The sequence below is a fragment of the Cupriavidus necator A5-1 genome, from assembly GCF_000744095.1.
In the GTDB taxonomy this organism is placed as follows: domain Bacteria; phylum Pseudomonadota; class Gammaproteobacteria; order Burkholderiales; family Burkholderiaceae; genus Cupriavidus; species Cupriavidus necator_A.
The window spans coordinates 181,119-206,538 of record NZ_JQLI01000008.1 but is presented as its reverse complement, the minus strand read 5'-3'; the positions used below and the strand labels follow the sequence as shown (position 1 = coordinate 206,538).

At 69.7% G+C, this 25,420-nt stretch carries 17 protein-coding genes; 13 read left to right on the top strand and 4 right to left on the bottom strand.

Going from position 1 to position 25,420, the window contains the following annotated elements; all coding sequences use genetic code 11:
- The first annotated feature begins 33 nt into the window (after positions 1 to 33).
- From K307_RS25150 to pbpC, 4 genes are all read left to right on the top strand, one after another.
- Positions 34 to 519 carry an Lrp/AsnC family transcriptional regulator gene (locus K307_RS25150; RefSeq protein ID WP_042883588.1) on the top strand — a complete coding sequence of 162 codons (486 nt, stop codon included), beginning with the start codon at positions 34 to 36 and terminating at the stop codon, positions 517 to 519.
- Between the two features lie 98 nt (positions 520 to 617).
- Positions 618 to 6,689 carry an alpha-2-macroglobulin family protein gene (locus K307_RS25145; protein WP_042883587.1) on the top strand — a complete coding sequence of 2,024 codons (6,072 nt, stop codon included), beginning with the start codon at positions 618 to 620 and terminating at the stop codon, positions 6,687 to 6,689.
- Complete coding sequence (locus tag K307_RS25140) at positions 6,686 to 7,390, top strand: lysoplasmalogenase (RefSeq protein WP_042883586.1); 705 nt, start codon at positions 6,686 to 6,688, stop codon at positions 7,388 to 7,390. Before K307_RS25145 ends, K307_RS25140 begins: the two co-directional genes overlap by 4 nt.
- Positions 7,387 to 9,624: a penicillin-binding protein 1C gene (gene pbpC, locus K307_RS25135; protein WP_042883585.1), complete on the top strand. Its 2,238-nt coding sequence runs from the start codon at positions 7,387 to 7,389 to the stop codon at positions 9,622 to 9,624. The genes K307_RS25140 and pbpC overlap by 4 nt, the downstream gene beginning before the upstream one ends.
- On the opposite strand, the gene K307_RS25130 is transcribed toward pbpC, so the two are convergent.
- The gene (locus tag K307_RS25130) at positions 9,610 to 10,539 is read right to left on the bottom strand and encodes a LysR family transcriptional regulator (protein WP_042883584.1); all 930 of its coding nucleotides are present in this window, start codon (positions 10,537 to 10,539) and stop codon (positions 9,610 to 9,612) included. The two genes, pbpC and K307_RS25130, sit on opposite strands and share 15 nt — an antisense overlap.
- Positions 10,540 to 10,642: 103 nt before the next feature.
- Between K307_RS25130 and K307_RS25125 the strand changes: the two genes are divergently transcribed.
- Together K307_RS25125 and K307_RS25120 are read left to right on the top strand one after the other, a co-directional pair.
- On the top strand, positions 10,643 to 11,656 hold the full coding sequence (locus K307_RS25125; RefSeq protein WP_042883583.1) for an aldo/keto reductase: 1,014 nt from the start codon (positions 10,643 to 10,645) through the stop codon (positions 11,654 to 11,656).
- Positions 11,657 to 11,711: 55 nt separating this feature from the next.
- Entirely contained in the window at positions 11,712 to 12,674 is a 963-nt protein-coding gene (locus tag K307_RS25120) for a delta(1)-pyrroline-2-carboxylate reductase family protein (RefSeq protein ID WP_042883582.1), read from the top strand.
- Positions 12,675 to 12,678: 4 nt separating this feature from the next.
- On the opposite strand, the gene K307_RS25115 is transcribed toward K307_RS25120, so the two are convergent.
- Positions 12,679 to 13,362, bottom strand: a complete 684-nt coding sequence (locus tag K307_RS25115) for a TetR/AcrR family transcriptional regulator (RefSeq protein ID WP_051975178.1) — start codon at positions 13,360 to 13,362, stop codon at positions 12,679 to 12,681.
- A gap of 167 nt (positions 13,363 to 13,529) precedes the next feature.
- Here K307_RS25115 and K307_RS25110 point away from each other — a divergent pair, with 167 nt between their 5' ends.
- Together K307_RS25110 and K307_RS25105 are read left to right on the top strand one after the other, a co-directional pair.
- Positions 13,530 to 15,503 carry an alkyl/aryl-sulfatase gene (locus K307_RS25110; RefSeq protein WP_042883581.1) on the top strand — a complete coding sequence of 658 codons (1,974 nt, stop codon included), beginning with the start codon at positions 13,530 to 13,532 and terminating at the stop codon, positions 15,501 to 15,503.
- A gap of 269 nt (positions 15,504 to 15,772) precedes the next feature.
- A complete protein-coding gene (locus K307_RS25105; protein ID WP_042883580.1) occupies positions 15,773 to 16,495 on the top strand; it encodes an OmpW/AlkL family protein in 723 nt (240 codons plus the stop codon).
- Between the two features lie 49 nt (positions 16,496 to 16,544).
- On the opposite strand, the gene K307_RS25100 is transcribed toward K307_RS25105, so the two are convergent.
- Positions 16,545 to 16,745, bottom strand: coding sequence for a heavy-metal-associated domain-containing protein (locus K307_RS25100; RefSeq protein WP_042883579.1), 201 nt, complete (start codon positions 16,743 to 16,745; stop codon positions 16,545 to 16,547).
- 197 nt (positions 16,746 to 16,942) lie between these two features.
- Between K307_RS25100 and K307_RS25095 the strand changes: the two genes are divergently transcribed.
- From K307_RS25095 to K307_RS25085, 3 genes are all read left to right on the top strand, one after another.
- Entirely contained in the window at positions 16,943 to 19,417 is a 2,475-nt protein-coding gene (locus K307_RS25095) for a heavy metal translocating P-type ATPase (RefSeq protein WP_042883578.1), read from the top strand.
- Positions 19,417 to 19,845, top strand: a complete 429-nt coding sequence (gene cueR / locus K307_RS25090) for a Cu(I)-responsive transcriptional regulator (RefSeq protein WP_042887389.1) — start codon at positions 19,417 to 19,419, stop codon at positions 19,843 to 19,845. The genes K307_RS25095 and cueR overlap by 1 nt, the downstream gene beginning before the upstream one ends.
- 108 nt (positions 19,846 to 19,953) lie before the next feature.
- Positions 19,954 to 20,877, top strand: coding sequence for an alpha/beta hydrolase (locus tag K307_RS25085; protein ID WP_051975444.1), 924 nt, complete (start codon positions 19,954 to 19,956; stop codon positions 20,875 to 20,877).
- A gap of 6 nt (positions 20,878 to 20,883) precedes the next feature.
- Here K307_RS25085 and K307_RS25080 read toward each other — a convergent pair whose 3' ends face one another.
- A complete protein-coding gene (locus K307_RS25080; protein WP_042883576.1) occupies positions 20,884 to 21,771 on the bottom strand; it encodes a LysR family transcriptional regulator in 888 nt (295 codons plus the stop codon).
- Between the two features lie 301 nt (positions 21,772 to 22,072).
- Here K307_RS25080 and K307_RS25075 point away from each other — a divergent pair, with 301 nt between their 5' ends.
- Together K307_RS25075 and K307_RS25070 are read left to right on the top strand one after the other, a co-directional pair.
- Entirely contained in the window at positions 22,073 to 23,557 is a 1,485-nt protein-coding gene (locus K307_RS25075; RefSeq protein ID WP_230626359.1) for a CoA-acylating methylmalonate-semialdehyde dehydrogenase, read from the top strand.
- A gap of 34 nt (positions 23,558 to 23,591) precedes the next feature.
- Positions 23,592 to 25,256 carry a GMC family oxidoreductase gene (locus tag K307_RS25070; protein ID WP_042883575.1) on the top strand — a complete coding sequence of 555 codons (1,665 nt, stop codon included), beginning with the start codon at positions 23,592 to 23,594 and terminating at the stop codon, positions 25,254 to 25,256.
- Positions 25,257 to 25,420: the final 164 nt, after the last annotated feature.

Genomic DNA, 25,420 nt, shown 5'->3' with positions numbered 1-25,420 from the left:
GCATCCTGCGATCACGGAATGCGGGATTTGTGTATGACTGCCCAGAACGTCTCCCTCGACCCCTTCGACTTGGCCCTGCTGGCCGCGCTGCAGGCCGACGGCCGCTCCACCCACCAGCAGCTGGCCGAACGCGTGCACCTGTCGCCCAGCCAGGTCGGCCGCCGCCTGGCGCGGCTGGAGGCCGACGGCGTGATCACCGGGTACCGCGTCAGCCTGTCGTCGCAGGCGCTGGGCCTGGGCGTGCTGGTCTTTATCAGCGTCAAGCTGGCCCACCACGGCGACACCATCGTCGAGCGCTTCCGCGAAGAGATCCTGCTGCTGGAAGAAGTGCAGGAGTGCTACTCGGTGGCGGGCGAGGCCGACTACCTGATCCGCGTGGTCGTCCCCGACCTGCCCACGCTGGCCGAATTCACCATGAAGCGGCTAATGCGCGTGCCCGGCGTGGAAAGCGTGCGCTCGAATATCGTGCTGACCGCGATCAAGTGCGAAGGCGCGCTGCCGCTGTCCCACCTGCGCTGAATCTTTTCCCGCAGCCACTTGCAGGATTGCGTGCCGGTCTTGCACTCCTGTGGCGTGCGTGTCACCCTCGCCGGGTGCCATAACCGGAGGATGGCAGGATGAAGGGAATCGTCGCCCGAGCAGATCGGGGCCTTGGCAAGACGCCGCAGCAACCGCACGCGCGGCGCGCCGCCGCCGCACTGGCTCTGGCGGGCGCTTTCATAACGCTGGTGGGCGCCGGCGCCCAGGCGGCACAGGCGACCCGCTTCTCGCCGGAAGGCACGGTCGGGCAGGTCAGGCAGGTGGCGATCCGCTTCGACGAAGCCATGGTGCCGATGGGCGATGTCCAGGCCGCCGCGCCCGCGACGGTCTCCTGCACCGGCGCCAGCACCGGCGGGCAGGCCCGCTGGGTCGATGCGAAAAACTGGGTCTACGATTTCGCCAGCGACCTGCCGCCCGGCGTGCGCTGCAGCGTGCGCATGCGCGCCGACTTGCGCAGCGTGGCCGGCACCGCCTACGCCGGCAAGCCGGAATACCGCTTCGAGACCGGCGGCCCCACTGTCATCGCCAGCCGTCCCTCGGGCGGCGAGATCGAGGAAGACCAGGTCTTCGCGCTGCGCTTCAACGGCGTGGCCACGCCGGCCTCGGTGCGCGAGCATGCCTGGTGCCAGGCGCAGGGGCTGGGCGAGCGCATCCCGGTGCGGCTGCTGTCCGGCCAAGAGCGCGAGTCAGTGCTCAAGGCCATCTACTGGGAACGCATAGCCAAACAGGCGCCGGATGCCGTGCACCTGCTCGCCTGCCAGCAGCGCCTGCCGGCCGCGGCCCGCGTGCAGCTGGTGCTGGGCGCGGGCATTGCGACCCCGTCCGGTGTCGCCACGCGCGACGAGCGCCGCTTCGACTACACCGTGCGCGAGCCTTTCACCGCCAGCTTCAGCTGCGAGCGCGAGCACGCGCAGTCGCCCTGCACGCCGCTGCGGCCGATGTCGGTCACCTTCTCCTCGCCGGTATCGCGCAAGCAGGCCGAGCGTGTGGTGCTGAAGGGCTCCGCGGGTCCGCGCGCGCCGAAGTTCGACCCCGACCTGGCGCCGGATGCCAGCATCAATGTGCTGACCTTTGCCGCGCCGTTTGCCGAAAAGGCCCAGTTCACCATCGATGTGCCCAAGGACCTGAAGGACGACAGCGGCCGCACGCTGGCCAATGCCGACCTGTTCCCGCTCAAGGTCGCCACCGCGGCGATGCCGCCGCTGGCCAAGTTCGCCGCCGCGCCGTTTGGCGTGGTCGAGCGCTTTGGCGAGCTGCCGCGCGGCAAGTCCCCGGCGGACTATCCGCCGTTGATGCCGGTGACGCTGCGCAATGTCGAGGCCGATCTCGCGGTGCGCGGCGTGCAGGCGCAGGCCGGCACCGTGATGAAGCTGAAGCTGGATGACGATGCGGCGGTGATGCATTGGTTCGGCCTGGTGCGCCGCATGCACGAAAGCAGCTATACCCGCGCGGAGCTCGATGCCGTGCTGGCGGGCCGCTCGCCATACAGGGTCAACAATCCGCGCAATGCCGTGGCGATCGAGACGCGCTCGGTGTCGCTGCTCGAGCGCGCCCCCGGCGTGCAGAAGCTGGCCGTGCCCAAGCCCTCGGGCGATGCGCCGCGGCCGTTCGAGGTGGTCGGCATCCCGCTGCCGGAACCTGGTTTCCATGTGGTCGAGATCGCTTCGCCGATGCTGGGCGAGGCGCTGCTCGGCAAGCGCGCGCCGATGTACGTGCGCACCGCGGCGCTGGTGACCAACCTCGGCGTGCATTTCAAGCTGGGGCGCAGCACCGGCAACGAGGACGACGGCAGCCGCAGCGGGCTGGCGTGGGTGACCACGCTCGATGACGGCAAGCCGGTGGCCGATGCCGCCGTGGCGGTGCGCGATTGCAACGGGCGCCTGCTGGGCGAGGGGCGTACCGATGCCAGCGGCGTGGTGCGTTTTGCGAAGCTCGATGCCGCGCCTGAGGCTTCATGCGACCAGAACGGGCTGTCAGGCTATTTCGTCTCGGCGCGCATCGCCGCCGGCCATCCGCTGGCGCGCGGCAAGGCCGACATGGCCTTCGTGATGTCGGACTGGAACCGCGGCATCGAGAGCTGGCGCTTCAACGTGCCGACCGATACCAGCACGGCGCCCACGGTGCGCGCGCACACCATTTTCGACCGCACGCTGCTGCGCGCCGGCGAAACCGTGTCGATGAAGCACCTGATCCGCGCCGAGACCTTGCAGGGCTTTGCCCTGCCGCCGGCCAGCCGTCCGCTGCCCACGCGCGCGGTCATCCGCCATGAAGGCAGCGGCCAGACCTACGAGCTGCCGCTGCAATGGCGCCAGACCGCGACCGGCGGGCGCAGCGCGGAAAGCACGTTCCAGGTGCCGCCGGCGGCGAAACTCGGTGTCTACACCGTCGAGCTGGAAACGCAGAAGGGCGAAGGCGCGCAGGACGGTGGCGGCGCGCGCAGCTACACCAGCGGCAGTTTCCGCGTCGAGGCGTTCCGCTTGCCGGTGCTGGCCGGCACGCTGCAGGTTGCCGGCAAACCGGGCGCCGTGATCGCGCCCGCCGAACTGCCGGTCGGCGTCGAGATCCACTACCTCTCCGGCGGTGGCGCCGCGGGCCTGCCGGTGCGCGTGTCTGCACTGCTGCGCGACAAGTACGTGAGCTTCCCCGGCTATGACGAGTTCTCGTTCAACCCGCCGCGCGCGGAGCGCGAAAGCACCAGGGGCGACGAGGAGATGGACCAGGATGCGCAGAGCGATGCCGACGGCCAGAAGCTGGTCGCCGACAAGCTGCCGGTGACGCTCGACAAGAACGGCAATGGCAGCGTGATGCTGCGCCAGCTGCCCAAGACCGAAGCGCCGCGCGACCTGGTGCTCGAAGCCGGCTTTGCCGATCCCAACGGCGAGATCCAGACGCTGCGCCAGACCGTGCCGGTATGGCCGGCGGCGGTGGTGGCCGGCATCCGCACCGAAGGCTGGGTCTCGGTCAAGCAGAAGCTGGCCGTGCATGGTGTGGTGCTGGACGTCAATGGCAAGCCCGTGGCGGACGCGCCGGTCAAGGTCAGCGCGCGCGTCCGTATCACCACCTCGGCGCGCAAGCGCGTGGTGGGCGGCTTCTACCGCTATGACAACCGCAGGGAGACGCGCGACCTCGGCACCGTCTGCGAGACCCGCACCGACGCGCAGGGCCGCGCGCGCTGCGAAGTGGCGCTGGACCAGGCCGGCCAGGTGGAACTGATCGCGAGCGCGCGCGACAAGGACGGGCGCACCGCGCAGGCCGCGTCGACGGTCTGGGTCACGCGCCAGGGCGAGCTGTGGTTCGGCGGCGAGAACCACGACCGCATCGACCTGCTGCCCGAGAAGAAGTCCTACGCCCCGGGCGACACCGCGGTGTTCCAGGTGCGCATGCCGTTCCGCCACGCCACCGCGCTGGTGGCGGTCGAGCGCGAAGGCATCTACCAGACCCAGGTGGTCGAGCTGCACGGCAGCGATCCTACGGTGCGCGTGCAGGTAAAGCCGGAATGGGGCCCCAACGTCTACGTATCGGTGCTGGCCCTGCGCGGGCGCCTGCATGAAGTGCCCTGGTATTCCTTCTTCACCTGGGGCTGGCGCCAGCCCGGCGAATGGTGGCGCGCGTTCCGCAGCGAAGGCCGGGACTACGCCGCGCCGACGGCGCTGGTGGACCTGTCCAAGCCGGCCTTCCGGCTGGGGCTGGCCGAGATCCGCGTCGGCAATGCCGGCCACCGGCTCGATGTCACCGTGACGCCGGACAAGACGACATACCAGGTGCGCGGCAAGGCGCGCGTGGCGATCCAGGTCAAGCTGCCCGACGGCAAGCCCGCTGCCAACGGCGAAGTGGCGCTGGCCGCGGTGGACCAGGCGCTGCTGGAGCTGATGCCCAACACCAGCTGGGATTTGCTCGACGCGATGCTGCAGCGACGCGGCTATGGCATTCAGACCTCGACCGCGCAGATGGAGATCATCGGCCGGCGGCACTACGGCCGGAAGGCGGTGCCCGCGGGCGGTGGCGGTGGCAAGAGCCCCACGCGCGAGCTGTTCGACACGCTGCTGCTGTGGAACCCGCGTGTGCAACTCGATGCCGAGGGCCGCGCCAGCGTGGACGTGCCGCTCAACGATTCGCTGACCAGCTTCCGCATCGTCGCCGTGGCCGACCTGGGCGTGGGCCGCTTCGGCACCGGCAGCGCGACCATCGCCGCGACCCAGGACCTGCAGGTGATTTCCGGCCTGCCGCTGCTGGTGCGCGAGGACGACCGCTATCGCGCCATGTTCACGCTGCGCAATACCACCAAACGCGCGATGACCGTGCAGGCGAGCGCACGCGCCACGCTGGTCGGCAATGAAGCCGCGCTGCCCGCGCAAACCGTGCAGATCCCCGCCGGCGAGGCGCGCGAGATCGGCTGGGACGTGACCGCGCCGGCGCTGCTGGCGTATTCGCGCAGCGGCACGATACAGTGGGAAGTGCAGGCGAGCGAGCAGGGCACCGGTGGCGCAGCCGACCGCATCAAGGTGTCGCAGCAGATCGTGCCCGCCGTACCGGTGACCGTGCAGCAGGCCACGCTGGCGCAGTTGTCGCCGTCGCTGTCGGTGCCAGTCAAGGTGCCGCCGGGCGCGCTGACCGATCCCTCCGGCAAGCTGCGAGGCGGGTTGCAGGTGAACTTCCAGTCGTCGCTGGCGGGCGGCATGCCGGGTGTGCGGGACTGGTTCCGCAACTACCCGTTCACCTGCCTGGAGCAGCGCGCATCGAAGGCCATTGGCCTGAACGACACGGCCGCGTGGGATGCGCTGATGACGCAACTGCCGTCCTACCTCGATGCCAACGGGTTGGCCTCTTACTTCCCGCTCAATGCCGATGGCGACTTCGGCAGCGAAGTGCTGACCGCCTACCTGCTGTCGGTGACCGACGAGGCCGCGCGCGCCGGCCTGCTGCTGCGCATCCCCGACGCGCAGCGCGCGCAGATGGAGCGCGGGCTGACGGACTTTGTCGAAGGCCGCATCCGCCGCGACAGCTGGGCCCCGGTCGGCGGCACGCAGTACCTGGAGGTGCGCAAGCTGGCGGCGCTCGAAGCGCTGTCGCGCACCGGCCATGCGCAGGCACGCATGCTCGGCTCGATCCAGATCCTGCCGGCACAGTGGCCCACGTCCGCGCTGCTCGACTGGACCCTGCTGCTGACGCGCGTGCAGGACATCCCGCAGCGCGAGCAACGGCTGGCCGAAGCCCAGCAACTGCTGCGCTCGCGCCTGACGGTGCAGGGCACGCGGCTGGCCTTCTCCACCGAGCGCAATGACGACTGGTGGTGGATGATGGCCGGCGGCGATACCAACGCCGCGCGCCTGCTGGCGCTGGCTGCCGAACTGCCGGGCTGGAAGGACGACGCACCGCAACTTGCGACCGGGCTGCTGGGCCGGCAAGTGCGCGGCGCCTGGGGCACCACCACCGCCAACGCGTGGGGCATGCTGGCGGTGACGCGCTTCGCGCAGGTGTTCGAGAAGACGCCGGTGGCGGGCAGCACGCGCGTGAGCGTCAGTCATGCCGCCGATGCCACGCGCAGCTTCGACTGGGCGCGCGCGCAGCGTACCGATGGCGTGGCGCAGGGCGGCGTCGACCTGCCTTGGCCAGGTGGCGCTGACGGTGGCACGCTGCAGATCGACCAGGCCGGTGCCGGTCATCCCTGGGCGACGGTGCGCGCGCTGGCCGCGGTGCCGGTAACCGAGCCGCTGGCCGCGGGCTACCGCATCAAGCGCACCGTGACGCCGCAGGAGCAGGCGGTGGCGGGCAAGTGGTCGCGCGGCGACGTGTACCGCGTCAAGCTGGAGATCGATGCGCAGGCCGACATGACCTGGGTGGTGGTCAGCGATCCGGTGCCCGCCGGCGCGACCATCCTCGGCAGCGGCCTGGGCCGGGATTCCCAGATCGCCACGCGCGGCGAGAAGCGCAAGGGCATGGCCTGGCCGGCCTATACCGAGCGCACGCCGCAGGCCTATCGCGAGTACTTCGCTTACCTGCCCAAGGGCACGGCCTCGGTCGAATACACCGTGCGGCTGAACAACGCCGGCGACTTCGCGCTGCCGCCCACGCGCGTCGAAGCGCTGTACGCGCCGGACGTGTTCGGCGTGGTGCCCAACGCGCGGCTGGTGGTGGGGGCGCGTCCATGAACTGGCAGGCGCTGAGGATGCCGGCACGCGTGCGCGAGTGGTGGCTCGCGGGGGCGGTCGCCGGCGTGGTCTACGGCGCGCTGCTGGTGCAGGTGGCGATGGAACTGCCCGAAGGCGCGCCGCTGACCGGGCATATCGCCATGCAGCCGCTGTGGAAATGCGCGATGGTGCTGCTGCTGGCGCGCGCTGCGTGGTTCCACCGGCCCGTGGCGGAGCGGAACTGGATGGTGACGGCGCTGGTGTTCTCGGCGCAGGGCGACTTCCTGCTGGCGGTGCCGTCGCTGTCGGTCTCGTTTGTCGGTGGCCTAGGTGCCTTCCTGCTGGCGCACCTGGCCTACATGTGCGTGCTGGTGCCGCGTGCGGGTGACTACCGTGCGCACCGGCTGATCGCGTGCGGCGCCATCATGGGCGTGGCCGGCACCATGCTCGGCCGCTTCTGGCCGAACCTGGGCGTGCTGATGCTGCCCGTGGTGGTGTACGTGATCGTGCTCACGGCGATGGTGTGCAGCGCGCTGGTGGCGCGGCTGCCTACGCCGCTGGCGGCACTGGGCGCGCTGTGCTTTGCCGCATCGGACCTGATGATCGGCATCGCGCGCTTCCTGTTGCCGTTCGATAACTTCCACCTCAGCATCTGGTGGACCTACGCCGCCGCGCAGCTGTTGCTGGTAGCGGGCATCGTGTCGGGGCGCGCGCAGGCATGAGGCCACATTGCCGTTGCGCCTTGCTGATCGCGGTAGTGGCCTGGTCCGCACCGGCTGCGGCCTTGCCGTCCTTCGAGCAGGTCCGCACCGACTGGCGCAGTGCCGACGTGGTGGTGCTGGACCGCCACGGCGATACCGTGGGCCGCGTGCGCGACGATTTCCGCGCGCGCCGCGGCGACTGGGTCGCGCTGGCGGATACCTCACCCGCCTTGCGCACTGCCATCGTGCTGTCGGAGGACCGGCGCTTCTATGCGCATAGCGGCGTGGACTGGCAGGGTGTGGCCGCCGCCGCGTGGGCCAACCTGTGGAATACGCGCACGCGCGGCGCCTCGACGCTGACCATGCAGCTGGCGGGGCTCCTCGACGACGACCTGCGCCGGCCCGGCGCGGCGGGGCAGGGGCGCAGCTTTACGCAGAAGCTGGGACAGGCCGCGGGCGCGGCCGCGCTGGAGCGCAGCTGGAGCAAGGACCAGATCCTGGAGGCCTACCTGAACCTGGTGCCGTTCCGCGGCGAGCTGGTGGGCTTGTCGGCGATGTCGCAGGTGCTGTTCGGCAAGTATCCGGAAGGGCTCAACGCGCGCGAGTCGGCGCTGGCGGTGGCGCTGGTGCGCGCGCCCAATGCGAAGGCGGCGCAGGTGGCGAGCCGCGCCTGCGGCATCCTGCGCGAGATGCGGTTGCCGCGCGAGTGCGACGGGCTGGAAGGCGTCGCGCAGCTCGCGCTGCTGCGTACCGGGCCGGTGGCACAGCGCGCGGCGGCAGCGATGGCAACGTCCGCCTCGCCACAGCTTGCGCCGCACCTGTCGCGCCGCCTGGTCGGCGAAACGCGTGCGCAGCTGGCGCCCGGTGCACCGATGCCCGCACGTATCGCCTCCACGCTCGACGCCCGCCTGCAGCGCGCGGCCACGGCCAGCCTCGACCGGCACCTGCGCGAACTGGCCGGGCGCAATGTCGAAGACGGCGCGGTGGTGGTGATCGACAACGCCAGCGGCGACGTGCTGGCCTACGTGGGCTCGTCGGGCGCGCTGTCGGCGGCGGCGCAGGTGGACCATGCCGCAGCGCAGCGGCAGGCGGGTTCGACGCTCAAGCCTTTCCTGTACGAACAGGCGCTGGAAGAGAAGCGGATCACCGCGGCCTCGCTGCTGGACGACCGGCCCGTCAACCTGCCGGTCGGCGGCGGGCTCTACGTGCCGCAGAACTACGACCACCGTTACGCCGGCTGGGTCAGCACGCGCGCGGCGCTGGCAGCTTCGCTGAACGTGCCGGCGGTGCGCACGCTGGTGATGGTGACCCCGCACCGCTTCCACAAGCGGCTGGTGGCACTCGGGCTGCCGCTGACCGAGGCGGGCGACTACTATGGCTACAGCCTCGCGCTGGGCAGCGCCGATGTATCGCTGCTGGCGCTGACCAATGCCTATCGCGCGCTGGCCAACGGCGGACGCTACGCGCCGCCGCGGCTCAGGCAAAGCACGCCCGCGCCGGCGATGACAGCGGTGATGCAGCCGGCCGCGAGCTACGTGATCGCCGACATCCTGTCCGACCGCCATGCGCGGGCGCGCACCTTCGGCCTCGACAGCCCGCTGACCACACGCTTCTGGACCGCGGTCAAGACCGGCACCAGCAAGGACATGCGCGACAACTGGTGCATCGGCTGGTCGCAGCGCTATACCGTGGGCGTGTGGGTCGGCAATGCCAGCGGTGCCAGCATGCACGATGTCTCGGGCGTGTCGGGCGCGGCGCCGGTGTGGCATGACGTCATGGAAGCGCTGCACCGCATGCAAGGCAGCCGCGCGCCCGTGGCCCCGGCGGGCGTGGAACGCGTGGCGCTGAGCTTTGCCGATGGCCTCGAACCCGCGCGCGAAGAAGTCTTCCTGACCGGCACCGCGATCATGCGCGTCAGCGTCGGCGCCCCCGCCGCGCGCCCGAGCGCACCGGTGATCGCCAACCCGGCCGACGGCACCGTGTTCGCCCTCGATCCCGACATGCCGCCCGCGTCGCAGCGGGTGTGGTTCCAGGCCGAGGGCGTGGCGGGGCAGGGCGCGCGTGCAGTGAGCTGGCGCATGGACGGCAAGCCGCTGGGCCGCGGCGGCGAGGTGGCGTGGCTGCCGTGGCCGGGACGGCACCAGGTGGAACTGCTCGATGCCGCGGGCAAGGTGGTGGACCGCATCGGCATCGAAGTGCGCGGCGCGTCGGTGCGCGCACCGGCCGCGACGACAGGGCACTCAAACCGGCGCTGAAACCGGCGCGCGCGCTTTCAGGAAGTCGACAAACACCCGCAGCTTGGGCGGCATCAGAACGCGGCCTGGGTAGTACAGGTAAAAGCCGTCGAACGGCGGCAGCCAGGCATCGAGCACGGTGACCAGCCGGCCGCTGTCGAGCGCGGCCTGGATGTGCACCGGGAACTCGTAGATCAGCCCCATGCCGTCGAGCGCCGCCTGGTGCAGCAGCGTCTTGTCGTTGGCGATCAGCGCGGCGCGCGTGTCGACGGTAAAGGTGCGGCCGTCCTCGACGAACTCCCAGCGGTAGACGCCGCCGTGCGGGCCGAAGCGGTACTGCAGGCAGGCGTGCGCATGCAGCTCGCGCGGATGGCGCGGCGTGCCGTGGCGCGACAGGTAGGCGGGTGCGGCAGCCACCACCATGCGCAGCGGGCCGGTGACGGGGATGGCCACCATATCGCGCTGCAGCGCTTCGCCCAGGCGCAGGCCGGCGTCGAAGCCTTCGGCGATCAGGTCGGCAAAGCGATCGTCCGTGACGACGTCGACGGTAATGCCGGGGCAGGCGCGCATGAATTCGGCCAGCAGCGGACGCAGCACCAGCGCGCCGGCGGTGGTCGGCGTGGTCAGGCGCAGCGTGCCGGCGGGCATGTCGCGCTGCTGGCGGATATCGTCGGTGGCGGCGCCGATCTCGGCCAGCGCGGGCTCGACGCGTGCCAGCAGCGCGGCGCCGGCTTCCGTCAGCCCCACGCTGCGGGTCGTCCGCTGCAGCAGCCGCACGCCCAGCCGCGCTTCCAGCTGGCGGATGGTCTGCGAGATCGCGGACGGGCTCACCGCCAGCTCGGCCGCGGCGGCGGTGAAGCTGCCCAGCCGCGCCACGCGGGTGAATGCGGCCATGGCGGGCAGTGAATCGGCGTCGATTGTGAAGTCTGGCTTCATGATGCATGCAGCGTACCACGCTGTTTTCGCGCGGGTCGAGTGGCCATACTTGCCTGCATCCGACGCACATGCCGGCAGGCTGCCGGCCAACAGGAGCCTCTCGATGACCGCGAACGCCATATCCGTCCCACACCGCCAGCTCGGCAACACTGGCCCCAAGGTTTTTCCGCTTGGCCTCGGCTGCATGGGCATGAGCGACTTCTACGGCGCGCGTGACGATGCCGAATCGATCCGCACCATCCACCACGCGCTCGAGCGGGGCATCAACCTGCTCGACACCGCCGATATCTACGGCCCGCACACCAACGAGCAACTGGTGGGCCGCGCCATTGCCGGCAGGCGCGAGCAGGTGGTGCTGGCGACCAAGTTCGGCATCGTGCGCGACCCCGCCAACCCGGTCGCGCGCGGCGTCAACGGCCGCCCCGAGTATGTGCGCGCGAGCTGCGATGCCAGCCTGAAGCGGCTGGCCACGGACCATATCGACTTGTACTACCAGCACCGAGTCGACCCGGAAGTGCCGATCGAGGAAACCGTGGGCGCGATGGCCGAGCTGGTCAAGGCCGGCAAGGTGCGCTGGCTGGGGCTGTCGGAAGCGAGCGCCGCCACCGTCGAACGCGCGCACAAGGTGCATCCGATTACCGCGTTGCAGAGCGAATACTCGCTGTGGACCCGCGATGTCGACGAAGACGGCATCCGGGCCACCTGCGAGCGCCTGGGCATCGGCTTCGTGCCGTACAGCCCGCTGGGGCGCGGCTTCCTGACCGGCGCGATCCGCAGCCCGGAAGACTTTGCCGAGGACGATTTCCGTCGCACCAACCCGCGCTTCATGGGCGAGAACTTCGCGCGCAACCTGGCGCTGGTCGACAAGGTGCGCGCACTGGCGGCCGACAAGGGTTGCACCCCCGCGCAACTGGCGCTGGCCTGGGTGCTGGCGCGCGGGCCGCAGGTGGTGCCGATCCCCGGCACGCGCCGCGTGGCCAACCTGGAGGACAACCTGGGCGCGCTCGCGGTGCGGCTCGATGCGCAGGACCTGGCCGGGATCGACGCGGTGTTCCCGGCCGGCGCAGCGGCGGGTACGCGTTACGCCGCGCCGGTGATGCGCCTGCTGGCGCGCTGAGGGGGCGGGGCTGCGCAATAATGGCGGTTCGCCAACGTCTTGCCGGAGTGAGCGCATGTCCCTGGTCCCCCTCGATGCCGCCAGCACCGCCGCGCGTTTGCCGTATCCCGAGCTGGCGCAAGCCATCTCCGACATGCTGGCCGAACTGCGCGACGGCACCGCCATGGCGCCGCCGCGCATCGCACTGCCGGTAGGCGATGCCGGGCGCGGCGAGGGCACGCTGCTGGTGATGCCGGCGCGCAACCGCGACCTGGTGATGACCAAGAACATCACCGTCCATCCCGGCAACCCGCAGCGCGGGCTGCCCAATATCCTCGGCGAAGTGGTGGTGGCCGATGTGCACACCGGCGAGCGCGTTGCCATGCTCGACGGCCCCACCGTGACGGGCCGGCGCACTGCGGCGGTCTCGCTGCTGGCGGCGCAGCGCTTTGCGGCACGGCCGGAGGGCGAGTTGCTGATCGTCGGCGCCGGCGTGCAGGCGCTGACCCACCTGGAGGCCTTCGTCGCCGGGCTGGGCGTGCGCAAGGTGTGGCTGCATTCGCGCACGCGCGACAAGGTGGAGGCGCTGGCCGCGCATGCGCGTACGCTGGGTGTCGAGGCCGAGGTGACCGATACGGTCGCGGCAGTGCTCGCGCGCGTGTCGATGGTGGTGACGGTCACGTCCAGCCGCGCCCCGGTACTGCCGGACCTCGACAGCGGCCTCTGGCGCGACCATCACTTCGTCGCCGCCGTCGGTGCCTTCCGGCCCGATATGTGCGAACTGCCGCCTGCGCTGTGCCATGCCGCCGCGGACAACGGCCGGCTGCTGGCCGATACGCTGTTCGGCATCGAGGACGAAGCGGGGGACCTGCTGCAGGCTGGCATCGACTGGGGCACGGTGCAGCCATTCGAGACCGCGATCCTGCAGGCCGATGCGATCCGCGCCCGTACCGGCAGCCCGCTGGTGTTCAAGAGCGTGGGTTACGCGCTGTGGGACCTAGCGGCCTGCGTGCTGGCCAGCCGGGCTGGCGCCGCCTGAACCGCTAGCGTGATGAGCGCCGGCGCGTGCTGCCGGCCTTGCCTTCAGCCTCGTGTGGCTCGCGGCCGCGCAGCCAGCCGCTGAACAGCTCGCGCGCCGGCGCCAGGAAGCTGGCCATCGGTTCGCTGCGGTCGCTCGCATACCAGTGGCAGTAGCAGCCGTGGATGGTCGCCACCATCAGCCGCGCCATGGCCGCAGGCAGCGGCTGGCCGGGCTCCGACAGCGCCTCGGCCAGCGCCTGCACGTGCGCGTCCCAGCTGCGCCGGATTTCCTCGCGCACGCTGGCGGGCACGCTGCCCGAGAACAGCAGCGCCAGCACCACGCCCTTGGCTTCCGGATTCGCGGCGAAGTACGCCGCCACCTCGTCGAATACGTTTTCCAGCCGCTGCGCCGGCGTCTTGCCGGCATGCGGTTCCAGGCCGAGTTCCTGGCCGAACTCGCGGAACATGCTGGTAGCGGCTTCCGCCAGCAGCATCTCCTTGCTGCCGAAGTGCCATAGCAGGCTGCTCTTGGCGACGCTGGCCGCGGCGGAAATCTGGTCCAGGGTCACTTCGGCGTAGCCGTGGGTGCCGATCAGTTCGCGCGTCACCTCGAGCACGCGCTCGCGTGTCTCCAGTCCGCGCCGGTTTTTGGCGGGCGCTGGCATGTCAGGGGTTGCGGCCTGTGTGGCCGGTCGGGTCGAGGGCATGGTGGTGGGAGCGGAGGGTGGCCAGCTTACGAATTTTCAGATCGCTGTGCATTTGACAGCGAACAGGGTCTGCCAGCAAACTCCAGAATTGTACTGAACGTTCAGGACAATTGCAGAAGAGCCGGCCACGGTGCAAGCGCCGGCCGCAGCATTCCAAGGAGACACGCATGCCGTACCCGACCGCCATCGCCGCGGCCGCCGCCGCGCTGGCCGCCGCAGTCAGCCTCGCCGGCCCAGCCCACGCCGCTACTCCTGCCAATCCCGCCACCGAGATTACCGCCCGTGCCCAGGCGGCCGTATTGCAGCAACTGCCGTTCAAGGACCAGCGCGACTTCGAGGACGCGCGCCGTGGCTTTATCGGCACCATCGACAACCCCGAGATCCGTGATGCACAGGGCAACGTGGTGTGGTCACTCACGCCCTACGCCTTCCTGGGCGAGGCCAGCGCGCCGGCCACGGTCAATCCCAGCCTGTGGCGGCAGGCCCGGCTGAACATGAACCACGGCCTGTTCCAGGTGACGGACCGCATCTACCAAGTGCGCGGCTTTGACATCGCCAACATGACGATCATCGAGGGCAACACCGGCCTGATCCTGATCGATCCGCTCACGGCGATGGAAACTTCGCGCGCCGGCCTCGACCTGTACTACAAGCACCGGCCCAGGAAGCCGGTGGTTGCGGTCATCTACACGCACAGCCATGCCGACCACTTCGGCGGCGCCAGGGGCGTGATCAGCGAAGACGACGTCAAGGCCGGACGCGTCACGGTGCTGGCGCCCGAAGGCTTCATGGAAGAGGCCGTCAGCGAGAACGTCTTTGCCGGCAATGCCATGAGCCGGCGCGCGCAGTACATGTACGGCTTCAACCTGCCACGCTCGGCCACGGGGCAGGTGGACGTGGGGCTGGGCAAGGCCGTTGCGAACGGCACGCTGACGCTGGTGCCGCCGACGGACCTGATCACCAGGACCGGCGAGACCCGCACCATCGACGGCGTGCAGATCGAGTTCCTGATGGCGCCCGGCACCGAGGCCCCGGCCGAGATGCTGCTGTACCTGCCGCAGTGGAAGGCGCTCTGCGCCGCCGAGGACGCCACCCACAACCTGCACAACCTGTACACCATCCGTGGTGCGCAGGTGCGCGATGCCGACCAGTGGTGGCGCGCGCTGGACGAGACCATCGACCGCTTCGGCGGCCGCACCGAGGTGCTGTTCGCGCAGCACCACTGGCCGACCTGGGGCCGCGACAATATCGTCACTTACCTGGGCAAGCAGCGCGACGGCTACAAGTTCATCCACGACCAGTCGCTGCGGCTGGCCAACCTGGGCTTCGTGCCGGCCGAAATCGCCGAGCGCGTGAAGCTGCCGCCGTCGCTGGCCGCCGAGTGGCACCTGCGCGACTACTACGGCACGGTCAACCACAATGCCAAGGCGGTCTACCAGCGCTACCTCGGCTGGTATGACGGCAACCCGGCCAACCTGCACCCGCTGCCGCCGGAAGAGGCGGGCAAGCGTTACGTCGAGTACATGGGCGGCGCGGCGCGGGTGCTGGAGCAGGCGCGCGCCTCCTACGCGCGCGGCGAGTACCGCTGGGTCGCCGAGGTGCTCAAGCACGTGGTCTTTGCCGACCCGTCCAACCAGGCCGCGCGCCGGTTGCAGGCCGACGCGCTCGAGCAGCTCGGCTACCAGACCGAATCCGCCACCTGGCGCAACGCCTACCTGACCGGCGCCACCGAGCTGCGTGACGGCCCGCCCAAGGCCGGCCGCCGCACTGCCAGCGCGGACGTGCTGCGCGCAATGACGGACGCCATGTTCCTCGACTACTTGGCAATCAGCCTGAACGGCGACCGCGCCGCGGGCAAGACGGTGGCGATCAACTGGGTGCAGCCGGACACCGGCAAGCGCTACGCGTTGACCGTCGAGAACGGCGTGTTCCGCTACAAGGCCGATGCCCAGCATGCGTCGCCCCAGGCCACGCTGACCATGCCGCGCGCGGTGCTGACCGGCGTGCTGTTGGGCCAGACCACGCTGCAGGCCGAGACCCAGGCCGGCCGCGCCCGCGTGGACGGCGACCCGCAGGCGCTGGGTGCGTGGGTGGCGCTGATGGATAAGTTCGAGCCGAACTTCGGCATCGTGACACCCTGACTGCCCTGAAAGGGGCAGGCGGTCGCTCGCTATTGCATGGTTGCCCCATAAAACCGCCACATGCGCAGGGTTTTTTCCGGAGCGCGATACAAAGCGTTGCGTGGATGCAGCGCAGCACCGGCCTTCGGGCCGGCTTTCGGGTGTTTCCTTAGTGGTTAACCCTTTCTTTAGGGCCCGGCCTCTATGAATCTGTATCGTTGGTGAAACAGCCTCCCTCCCGCAAGTCGGATAATGCAAGCCGCAGTAACCGAATGAGGAGTATGAGGACTATGAAATCGACTAATAAGAAGATATTGGTGGCGGGCGCTTTCCTGGCACTGGCAGGCGCCGCCCACGCACAGTCCGCCGGCAGCAATATCGTCAGCCTGGGATGGTTCCGCGTGATGCCGAACAGCTCGGCCGATCCGCTGACCGTCGACAGCATCAACGGCCGCCCGATCGGCGTCACCCGCCCGAACACTGGCGCGGAGATCCAATCCGCCGACACGCTGGGCCTGGCCTTTTCGCACTACTTCACCGACAACATCTCGGCCGAATTCGTCGTCGGCATCCCGCCCAAGCATGACGTCAAGGGCACCGGCAACTATGCCCAATATGGCAACCTGGGTTCGGTCAAGCAGTGGAGCCCGGCGGTGGTGGTCAAGTACCACTTCTTCGACGCCAAGACCAGGTTCCGCCCGTATGTCGGCATCGGCGTGAACTACACCTGGTTCACCGACGAAACCATCACCAACCAGAACTTCGTGAACCGCGAGTTCGCGCCCGGTGCCACCATGACCGCCAGCGCCAAGTCGTCGTGGAACCCGGTGTTCAATATCGGCGCCAACTACGCCATCAACGACAACTGGTTTGTGGGCCTGTCGGTGTCGTACGTGCCGCTGTCGACCCGCGCGTCTTTCACCACCCAGGCGGGTCCGGTGACGATCCAGTCGCACACCAAGATCAAGATCGATCCGGTGGTGACCTTCCTGAACGTGGGTTATCGCTTCTGAGCGAGGCCCGCGGACAGAGCACAAAAGGGCGCCCGGGCGCCCTTGCGATTTACGCCACGGACTTGACCGGGTAGCCGGCTTCCTCGATGGCTTGGCGCAGTGCCTGCGTATCGGCGCCGCTTTCCACGCGCACCGCCTGCGTGGATACGTCGGCGCTCACCTTCGCGCCCGGGTCGACTGCCTGCACCGCGCGCGTGATGGCGCCGACGCAGTGGTTGCACGACATGCCTTCGACCTGGAACTGGATCATGGCTGGAATCTCCTGAAGAAGTTGGAAGGACGGCAGGACGCCGCGACAGACGTAGTTTGAACCTTCCCATCGTGGGAAGCGCAAGCGGAATTTGCTGTGGGTTGAAAGTGGCGCTTGCGGCATGGCATCCGGCCTTGACCTTCCTATGATGGTAAGGTCCATCATGCAGTCATAGCCACTGACGATGATCCAGAACCATGCCAAGTTCCAGCGCAGTCCTTCCTTCCCAGCCGGTGCAGCCGGCCGCTGACGCGCCCGAGTGGCGCCTGCCGGTCGATGGCATGACCTGCGCCTCATGCGTGCGCCGCGTGGAGAACGCGCTGGCGCGGGTGCCGGGCGTGCGCGACGTGGCCGTCAACCTGGCCACCGAAGCCGCCACGCTGCGCGCCGACTCCGGCGCGGTGCTGCCCGCCGCCGCCCGCGCCGTGGCCGATGCCGGCTATGCGGTGCCGCAGGACACCATCGAACTGGATATCGCCGAGATGACCTGCGCCTCATGCGTGGCGCGCGTCGAGAAGGCGCTGCGCGCCGTGCCAGGCGTGATGGACGCGCAGGTCAACCTGGCGACCGAACGTGCCAGCGTCACCGTGCTGCGCGGAGCGGCGGATACCGCGGCGCTGGCGGCCGCGGTCGCGCGCGCCGGCTACGGTGCCACGCCGGTCACCGAAGCGGCCCCGCAGGCAGAGCAGGCCGCACGCGCCATTGCGTTCTGGGACGGCCCGTGGCCGGTGGCGATCTCGGCGGCGCTGTCGCTGCCGCTGGTGGCGCCGATGGTGCTGGAATGGTTCGGCGTGCACTGGATGCTGCCGGCCTCGGTGCAGTGGCTGCTGGCCACGCCGGTGCAGTTCGTATTCGGCTGGCGCTTCTACAAGGCGGGCTGGAAGGCCGTGCGCGCGGGTGCGGGCAATATGGACCTGCTGGTGGCGCTCGGCACCACGGCGGCCTATGGGCTGTCGCTCTGGCTGATGTGGCGCACGCCGGCCGATGCCATGCCGCACCTGTACTTCGAGAGCGCTGCGGTGGTGATCACGCTGGTGCGCCTGGGCAAGTGGCTGGAGACGCGTGCCAAGCGCCACACCGCCGATGCCATCCGCGCGCTGGCCGCGCTGCGCCCGGATACCGCGCGCGTGCGCCGCAGCGGGCACGAGCAAAGCGTACCGCTGGCGGCGGTGCGCGTGGGCGATGAAGTGGTGGTGCGCCCCGGCGAACGCATCCCGGTCGATGCCGAGGTGATCGAAGGCAACAGCCACGCGGACGAGTCGATGCTGACCGGCGAAAGCGTGCCGGTGCCGAAGACGCCCGGCGACCGAATCACCGGCGGCGCCATCAACTTCGAAGGCTTGCTGGTTGCGCGCACTGTCGCGGTGGGCGCCGAAACCGTGCTGGCGCGCATCATCCGCATGGTCGAGCACGCGCAGGCGGCCAAGGCGCCGATCCAGCGCATGGTCGACCGGGTCAGCGCGGTCTTCGTGCCGGTGGTGCTTGGCATCGCGCTGGTGACGGTGCTGGGGTGGGGACTCTTTGCCGGCGACTGGGAAGCGGCGCTGCTCAATGCGGTCGCGGTGCTGGTGATCGCCTGTCCGTGCGCATTGGGGCTGGCCACGCCCACCGCGATCATGGCCGGCACCGGCGCGGGCGCGCGCGCGGGCATCCTGATCAAGGACGCCGAGGCGCTGGAGATTGCCCACCGCGTCAGCGTGGTGGCGTTCGACAAGACCGGCACGCTGACGGTGGGCAAGCCCGAGGTGGTGGCGCTGCACGCGGCCGATCCGGCAGATGCCGATGGCAGCGCGCTGCTGGCACGCCTGGCCGCGCTGCAGGCCGGCAGCGAACATCCGCTGGCGCGCGCGGTGCTGGCCCTGGCACAGGCGCGCGGCATTGCCGAGCCGCCGGCCGCCGGGGTGCAGGCGCTGCCCGGGCGCGGCATCGCCGGCGTGGTGGCGGGCCGGGCGCTGCAGCTAGGCAGCGAGCGCCTGCGCGAAGCGCTGGGTGCTGGAGCGGGTACGCTGGCGCCAGTGGCAGACAAGTTGCGCGAGGAAGGCCGCACCGTCTCGTGGCTGGTCGAAACCACGCCGCCGCGCGTCGTCGGCCTGGTTGCATTTGGCGACGCCATCAAGCCCGGCGCACCGGCGGCCATCGCACGGCTGCGCGCCGCCGGCGTGCGTACCGTGATGCTGACCGGCGACAACGCCGGCGCGGCGGCGCGCGTGGCGCAGGCGCTCGGCCTGGACGAGGTGCAGGCCGAGGTACTGCCCGAGGACAAGGCCGCCCGTGTGCGGGCGCTGGGGCGGGGCGGCGCGGTGGTGGCAATGGTCGGCGACGGCATCAACGATGCGCCGGCGCTGGCCGCGGCGGATGTGGGCATCGCCATGTCCACCGGCACCGACGTGGCCATGCACGCCGCCGGCATCACGCTGATGCGCGGCGATCCGGCGCTGGTGGCCGATGCGCTGGCGGTCTCGCACCGCACCGTGCGCAAGATCCGGCAGAACCTGTTCTGGGCGTTTTTCTACAACGTGGTGGGCATTCCGCTGGCGGCAGCCGGGCTGCTGAACCCGGTGGTGGCGGGTGCGGCGATGGCGTTCTCCAGCGTCAGCGTGGTCAGCAATGCGCTGCTGCTGCGCCGCTGGCGCCCGCAGGCCGGGGTTGCCACGGCGCAGGGAGGGGAATGATGAATATCGGCGAAGCGGCGCAGGCCTCGGGCGTGTCGGCCAAGATGATCCGGCACTACGAATCGATCGGGCTGGTGGAGACGCCGCCACGCACCGAGGGCGGCTACCGCCGCTATGACGAACGCGCGGTGCATACCTTGCGCTTCGTGCGGCGGGCCCGTAATCTGGGATTCTCGCTCGACGAGATCCGCAACCTGCTGTCGCTGTGGCGCGACCGCGGCCGCGCCAGCGCCGACGTCAAGGCGCTGACGCTGCGCCACCTGGCCGACCTGGAGCAGCGCATCGCCGAGCTGGCCGCGATGCGCGACACGCTGCGCGAGCTGGCGCAACACTGCAGCGGCGACGCGCGGCCGGACTGCCCGATCCTGGCCGACATTGCCGATCCGGCGCCGCCGGAAGCGCCTGGCAGGGCCGCCTGCCACGGCTGAACCGGCGGGCGGCGCAACCGAAGAAGCAACTAGAACAACGCCGGTGCACGCGCTCCGTGCTGCAGGAGATTTGCGCGAATGGACAAGCCCATGACGACGGACAACCCGATGACGGAGCCTCCCGCTGCCGCCGATGCCATGGCCGGTGCGCCCGCCGGCATCCCCGCCGGCACGCACACCCCGGTACAAAGCCGCCAGCGCATGCGCGACGGCACCGAGCTGCTGCTGCGCACCTGGCAACCGGACCCGGCGCGCTTTGCCGAGCCGCTCGGTTCGGTGCTGCTGGTGCACGGACTTGCCGAACACGCCGGGCGCTACCAGCACGTGGCCGATGTGCTGTGCGGCCTGGGCCTGCGCGTGCGCGCGTATGACCTGCGCGGCCACGGCGCCAGCGGCGGCGCGCGCATGGTGGCGGAGCATCCTGACGCCTACCTGGACGACCTCGCCGAGATCTACGACGCCGCGCTGCGCAGCTGGAACGAGCTGCCGATTTTGGTTGGCCACAGCATGGGCGGCCTGATCGCGGCGCGCTTTGCCACCGCGCGCGTGCGGATGGTGCGTGCGCTGGTGCTGTCTTCGCCCGCGCTCGCGTTGCGGCTGTCGCCGGCGATGCTGACCGTGCACCGCGTGCTGCTGGCGCTGGCGCCGCGGCTGCGCGTGCCCAACCCGATCGACGCGCGCCATCTGTCGCACGATCCCGCGGTGGTGGCCGCGTATCGCTCCGATCCGCTGGTGCAGACCACCATCACCGCCACCGTGCTGGCGAGCTTTATCCGCGGCATGGCGCAGGCGCAGGCCGATGCCGCGCAACTGGAGGCGCCAATGCTGATGCTGGTCGGCGGCGCCGACCGCGTGGTGGATCCGTCCGGCAGCCGCACCTTCTTCGACCACGCGCCGCCGGACCTGCGCGACGAAGTCTGGTTCCGGCAGGGCTACCACGAGATCTTCAACGAGGCCCAGCCGCTGCGCGGCGAAGTCTTCGCGGCGCTGACCGGCTGGCTGCGCCGGCACCTGCAGCCGGCACAACAGTAGGCGGGACTACGTCCGGAATACCGATTCCGCGACGCCGAACACCGCCGCGACCACCGGGTCGTCGCGGCGCGTGGCCAGGCAGACCAGCGTCAGCTCGGTCGGCACCGACATCCCTTCGACGATCACCAGCCCGTGCGCGTGCGATTCGCGCAGCGCAATGGAGTCGCGCACCAGCGACAAGCCCACGCCCGAGCGCACGAGGTCCAGCATCGACGCCTCCTGGTCCACATGCGCCACCTTGGGCACGGTCGCCGCATCGACCCCGGCCTGCGCGAAGCGCGCCGACAGCAGCCGATGGTGCGCGGATTCGGGCGGCGTCCAGATCCACGGCAGCGTCGCCAGCTGCGCCCAGGAGCGCAGCGCAGTGCGCTCCTTCCAGCCCTTGGGCGCCAGCACGTAATAGGAGAATGGCGTCAGCGTCAGCGCATGGAAGCCTGCATCGGGCGGCTGGCCCAGATAGAAGCCGACATCGAGCGCGCCGCTGCGTACCTGTTGCAGCACCCAGCCCGACATGCCGTGGCGCAGCTCGGTGCCGATCTGCGGGTGACGTTCCACCAGCGTGCGCAGCATCGGCCCCAGCCGCGTGAACTCCGGGTCGAGGATGGTGCCGATCGCCAGCCGGCCGCGCACGGTGTGATGCATCGCGCTGACGGTGTGCTGCAGGTCGCCCACGCCGTCGAGGATGCGCTCGGCCAGTGGCAGCAGCGCGGCGCCGTCGGCGGTCAGCGTCAGGCCCGCGGCAGTGCGCTCGAACAGCTTGATGCGCCACGCCGACTGCAGTGCCTTGAGCTGCAGGCTGACCGCCGGCTGCGTCAGGTGCAGCCGCTGGGCGGCACGGGTGAGGTTGCCTTCGCGCGCGACGGCGACAAAGGCACGCAGATGGTGGAGGTCCAAGGGGCAGCGTCGGAGGGCGGCAGGGAGCGGCAGGTGGTGCGGCGCAATATTTTGCGCGGCTTATATTGCGATTGACGATAAATCATTGGACGGGGCCGCGCAACTGCACCAAGCTTGCGCTCATCGACGGCCTATAGTCCTTGTGCGGCGCGCTATCCGCGTCGCCAGGGGTCACCACCCGGCACGAAGCAGCGTCTTCAACGGACGCAAAGATCGGCGGGCCGCATGCCATCAGAGATTCAAGCATTGAGGAGCGGAAGTGGAAGACATCCTTGCAGAAGCCAGCGCGGTGCAAACCACCATCGGCCATGTCATCGCAGGCCGGCAGACGCGCGGCGCGTCGCAGCGTCTGGCCAAGATCTACAACCCCGCTACGGGCGAAGTCGCCGCGCGCGTGGCGCTGGCCACCGCGCAGGACGTGGGCGACGCCGTGGCTGCCGCCAAGGCCGCCTTTCCGGCATGGTCCGAAACCCCGCCGCTGCGCCGCGCGCGCATCCTGTTCAAGTTCAAGGAACTGCTCGACCGGCACCACGACGAGCTGGCCGCGCTGATCACGCGCGAACACGGCAAGGTGTTCTCGGATGCCAAGGGCGAAGTCACGCGCGGCATCGAGGTGGTGGAGTTCGCCTGCGGCATCCCCAATCTGCTCAAGACCGATTTCACCGACAACATCGGCGGCGGCATCGACAACTGGAACCTGCGCCAGCCGCTGGGCGTGGTGGCCGGCATCACGCCGTTCAACTTCCCGGTGATGGTGCCGATGTGGATGTTCCCGGTGGCAATCGCCTGCGGCAATACCTTCGTGCTGAAGCCTTCGGAGCGCGATCCGTCGCCGAGCCTGCTGATTGCCGACCTGCTGCGCCAGGCGGGCCTGCCCGATGGCGTGTTCAATGTCGTGCAGGGCGACAAGGAAGCGGTTGATGCGCTGCTGGCGCATCCGGATGTGCAGGCACTTTCGTTCGTGGGTTCGACGCCCATCGCCGAGTACATCTACACGGAAGGCACGAAGCACGGCAAGCGCGTGCAGGCGCTGGGCGGAGCCAAGAACCACCTGGTGGTGATGCCCGATGCCGATCTCGACCAGGCAGTCGATGCGCTGATCGGTGCTGCGTACGGCTCCGCCGGCGAGCGCTGCATGGCGATCTCGGTGGCGGTGGCAGTCGGCGATGTCGCCGACCAGCTGGTGCCGCGCCTCGCCGAACGCGCCAGCGCGCTGAAGATCCGCAACGGCATGGAGTCGGACGCCGAAATGGGTCCGCTGGTGACCGCTGCGCACAAGGCGAAGGTGGAGGGCTATATCGCCAAGGGCGTGGAAGAGGGCGCGACGCTGGTCACCGATGGCCGCGGCCATACCGTGCCCGGCCACGAGAACGGCTTCTATGTCGGCGGCACGCTGTTCGACAACGTCAAGCCGGACATGACGATCTACAAGGAAGAGATCTTCGGCCCGGTGCTGTCGGTGGTGCGCGTGCATGATTTCGCCGAGGCGGTGGCGCTGATCAACGCGCACGAGCTCGGCAACGGCGTCTCGTGCTACACCAGCGATGGCGGCATCGCGCGCGCGTTTGCGCGGCAGATCCAGATCGGCATGGTCGGCATCAACGTGCCAATCCCGGTGCCGATGGCCTGGCACTCGTTCGGCGGCTGGAAGCGTTCGCTGTTCGGCGACCATCACGCTTACGGCGAAGAGGGCGTGCGCTTCTACACGCGCTACAAGAGCGTGATGCAGCGCTGGCCGGATTCGATTGCCAAGGGCGCGGAGTTCACCATGCCGGTCGCGAAGTAATTCCTGCCCCCCTGCCACGATAACGAAAGGAGCCATGGAGACATTCGACTACATCATCGTGGGCGCCGGCTCGGCCGGCTGTGTCCTGGCGAACCGCCTGACGCAGGACCCTGACGTCAATGTGCTGCTGCTGGAAGCCGGCGGCAAGGATGACTACCACTGGATCCATATTCCGGTCGGCTACCTGTATTGCATCGGCAATCCGCGTACCGACTGGCTCTATCGCACCGAGGCGGAAGCCGGACTGAACGGCCGCTCGCTGGGCTATCCGCGCGGGCGCGTGCTCGGCGGATGCTCGTCCATCAACGGCATGATCTATATGCGCGGCCAGCGTGAGGACTATGACGAGTGGGCGCGGCTCACCGGCGACGACGGCTGGCGCTGGGACAACGTGCTGCCGCTGTTCAAGCGCAGCGAGGACCATCACCGCGGCCCGAGCGAATTCCATGGCGCCGGCGGCGAGTGGCGCGTGGAAGGCCAGCGGCTGCGCTGGGATATCCTGGAGCGCTTTGCCGATGCGGCCGAGCAGGCAGGCATCCCGCGCACCGAGGACTTCAACCGCGGCGACAACTTCGGTGTCGGCTATTTCGAAGTGAACCAGCGCCGCGGCATCCGCTGGAATACGGCCAAGGCCTTCCTGCGGCGCGCCTCCGAGCGGCCCAATCTGACCATCGTCACTGGCGCGCAGGTGAGCGGCCTGACCTTCGACGGGCGCCGTTGCACCGGCGTGAACTACGTCGGCGGCGGCCAGCCGCATACGACAGCAGCCTCGCTCGAGGTTATCCTTGCCGCGGGCGCAGTCAATACGCCGCAGTTGCTGGAACTGTCCGGCATCGGCCAGGCCGAGCGGCTGGGCGCGCTGGGCATCCCGGTGCGCCACGCGCTGCCCGGCGTGGGCGAGAACCTGCAGGACCACCTGCAGCTGCGCACGGTGGTCAAGGTCAACGGCGTGCGCACGCTCAATACGCGCGCCGCCAGCCTGTGGGGCAAGTTCTGCATCGGCGTGCAATATGCCATCAACCAGAGCGGACCGATGAGCATGGCACCGTCGCAGCTGGGCGCGTTCGCGCGCTCGGACCCCGGGCAGGCGCGCGCCAATATCGAGTACCACGTGCAGCCGCTGTCGCTGGACAAGTTCGGCGACCCGCTGCACGCGTTCAATGCCTTTACCGCCAGTGCCTGCAACCTGCGGCCGACCTCGCGCGGCAGCGTGCATATCGGCAGCGCGGACTTTCGCCAGGCGCCGGCGATCGCGCCGAACTACCTGTCGACGGAAGAGGACCGGCGCGTCGCTGCCGATTCGATCCGGCTCACGCGCCGCATCGTGGCCTCGCCCGCGCTGGCACCGTACCAGCCCGAGGAATGGCTGCCGGGCCCCGCGTTCCAGACCGACAAGGAGCTGGCCGAAGCCGCCGGCAATATCGGCACCACCATCTTCCACCCGGTGGGCACCTGCAAGATGGGCCGCGCCGACGATCCCACGGCGGTGGTGGACCATCGCCTGCGCGTGCTCGGCATCGACGGCCTGCGCGTGGTCGATGCCTCGGTGATGCCGCTGATCACCTCGGGCAATACCAACTCACCGACCATCATGATCGCCGAACGCGCCAGCGACATGATCCGCGAGGATCGCCAGCGCGCGGCGGGCACGCAGGAGATCGCCGCCCCGGCGCCGCCAGCGGCGGTGGAGAGCGCCTGACGGCGCGGCGCCGCAGCAGAAAAGTCAGGCAGGCAGGCGGCGTTGGCCAGGTGACGCCGCCTGCTCATGTGCGCCTGCAAAAAAACTGACACTTGGTTCATGTTTCATAGTGCAAACCCCGATGTTTTGCGATGCAACAGGCGCACACAATAGACGCCTCACAG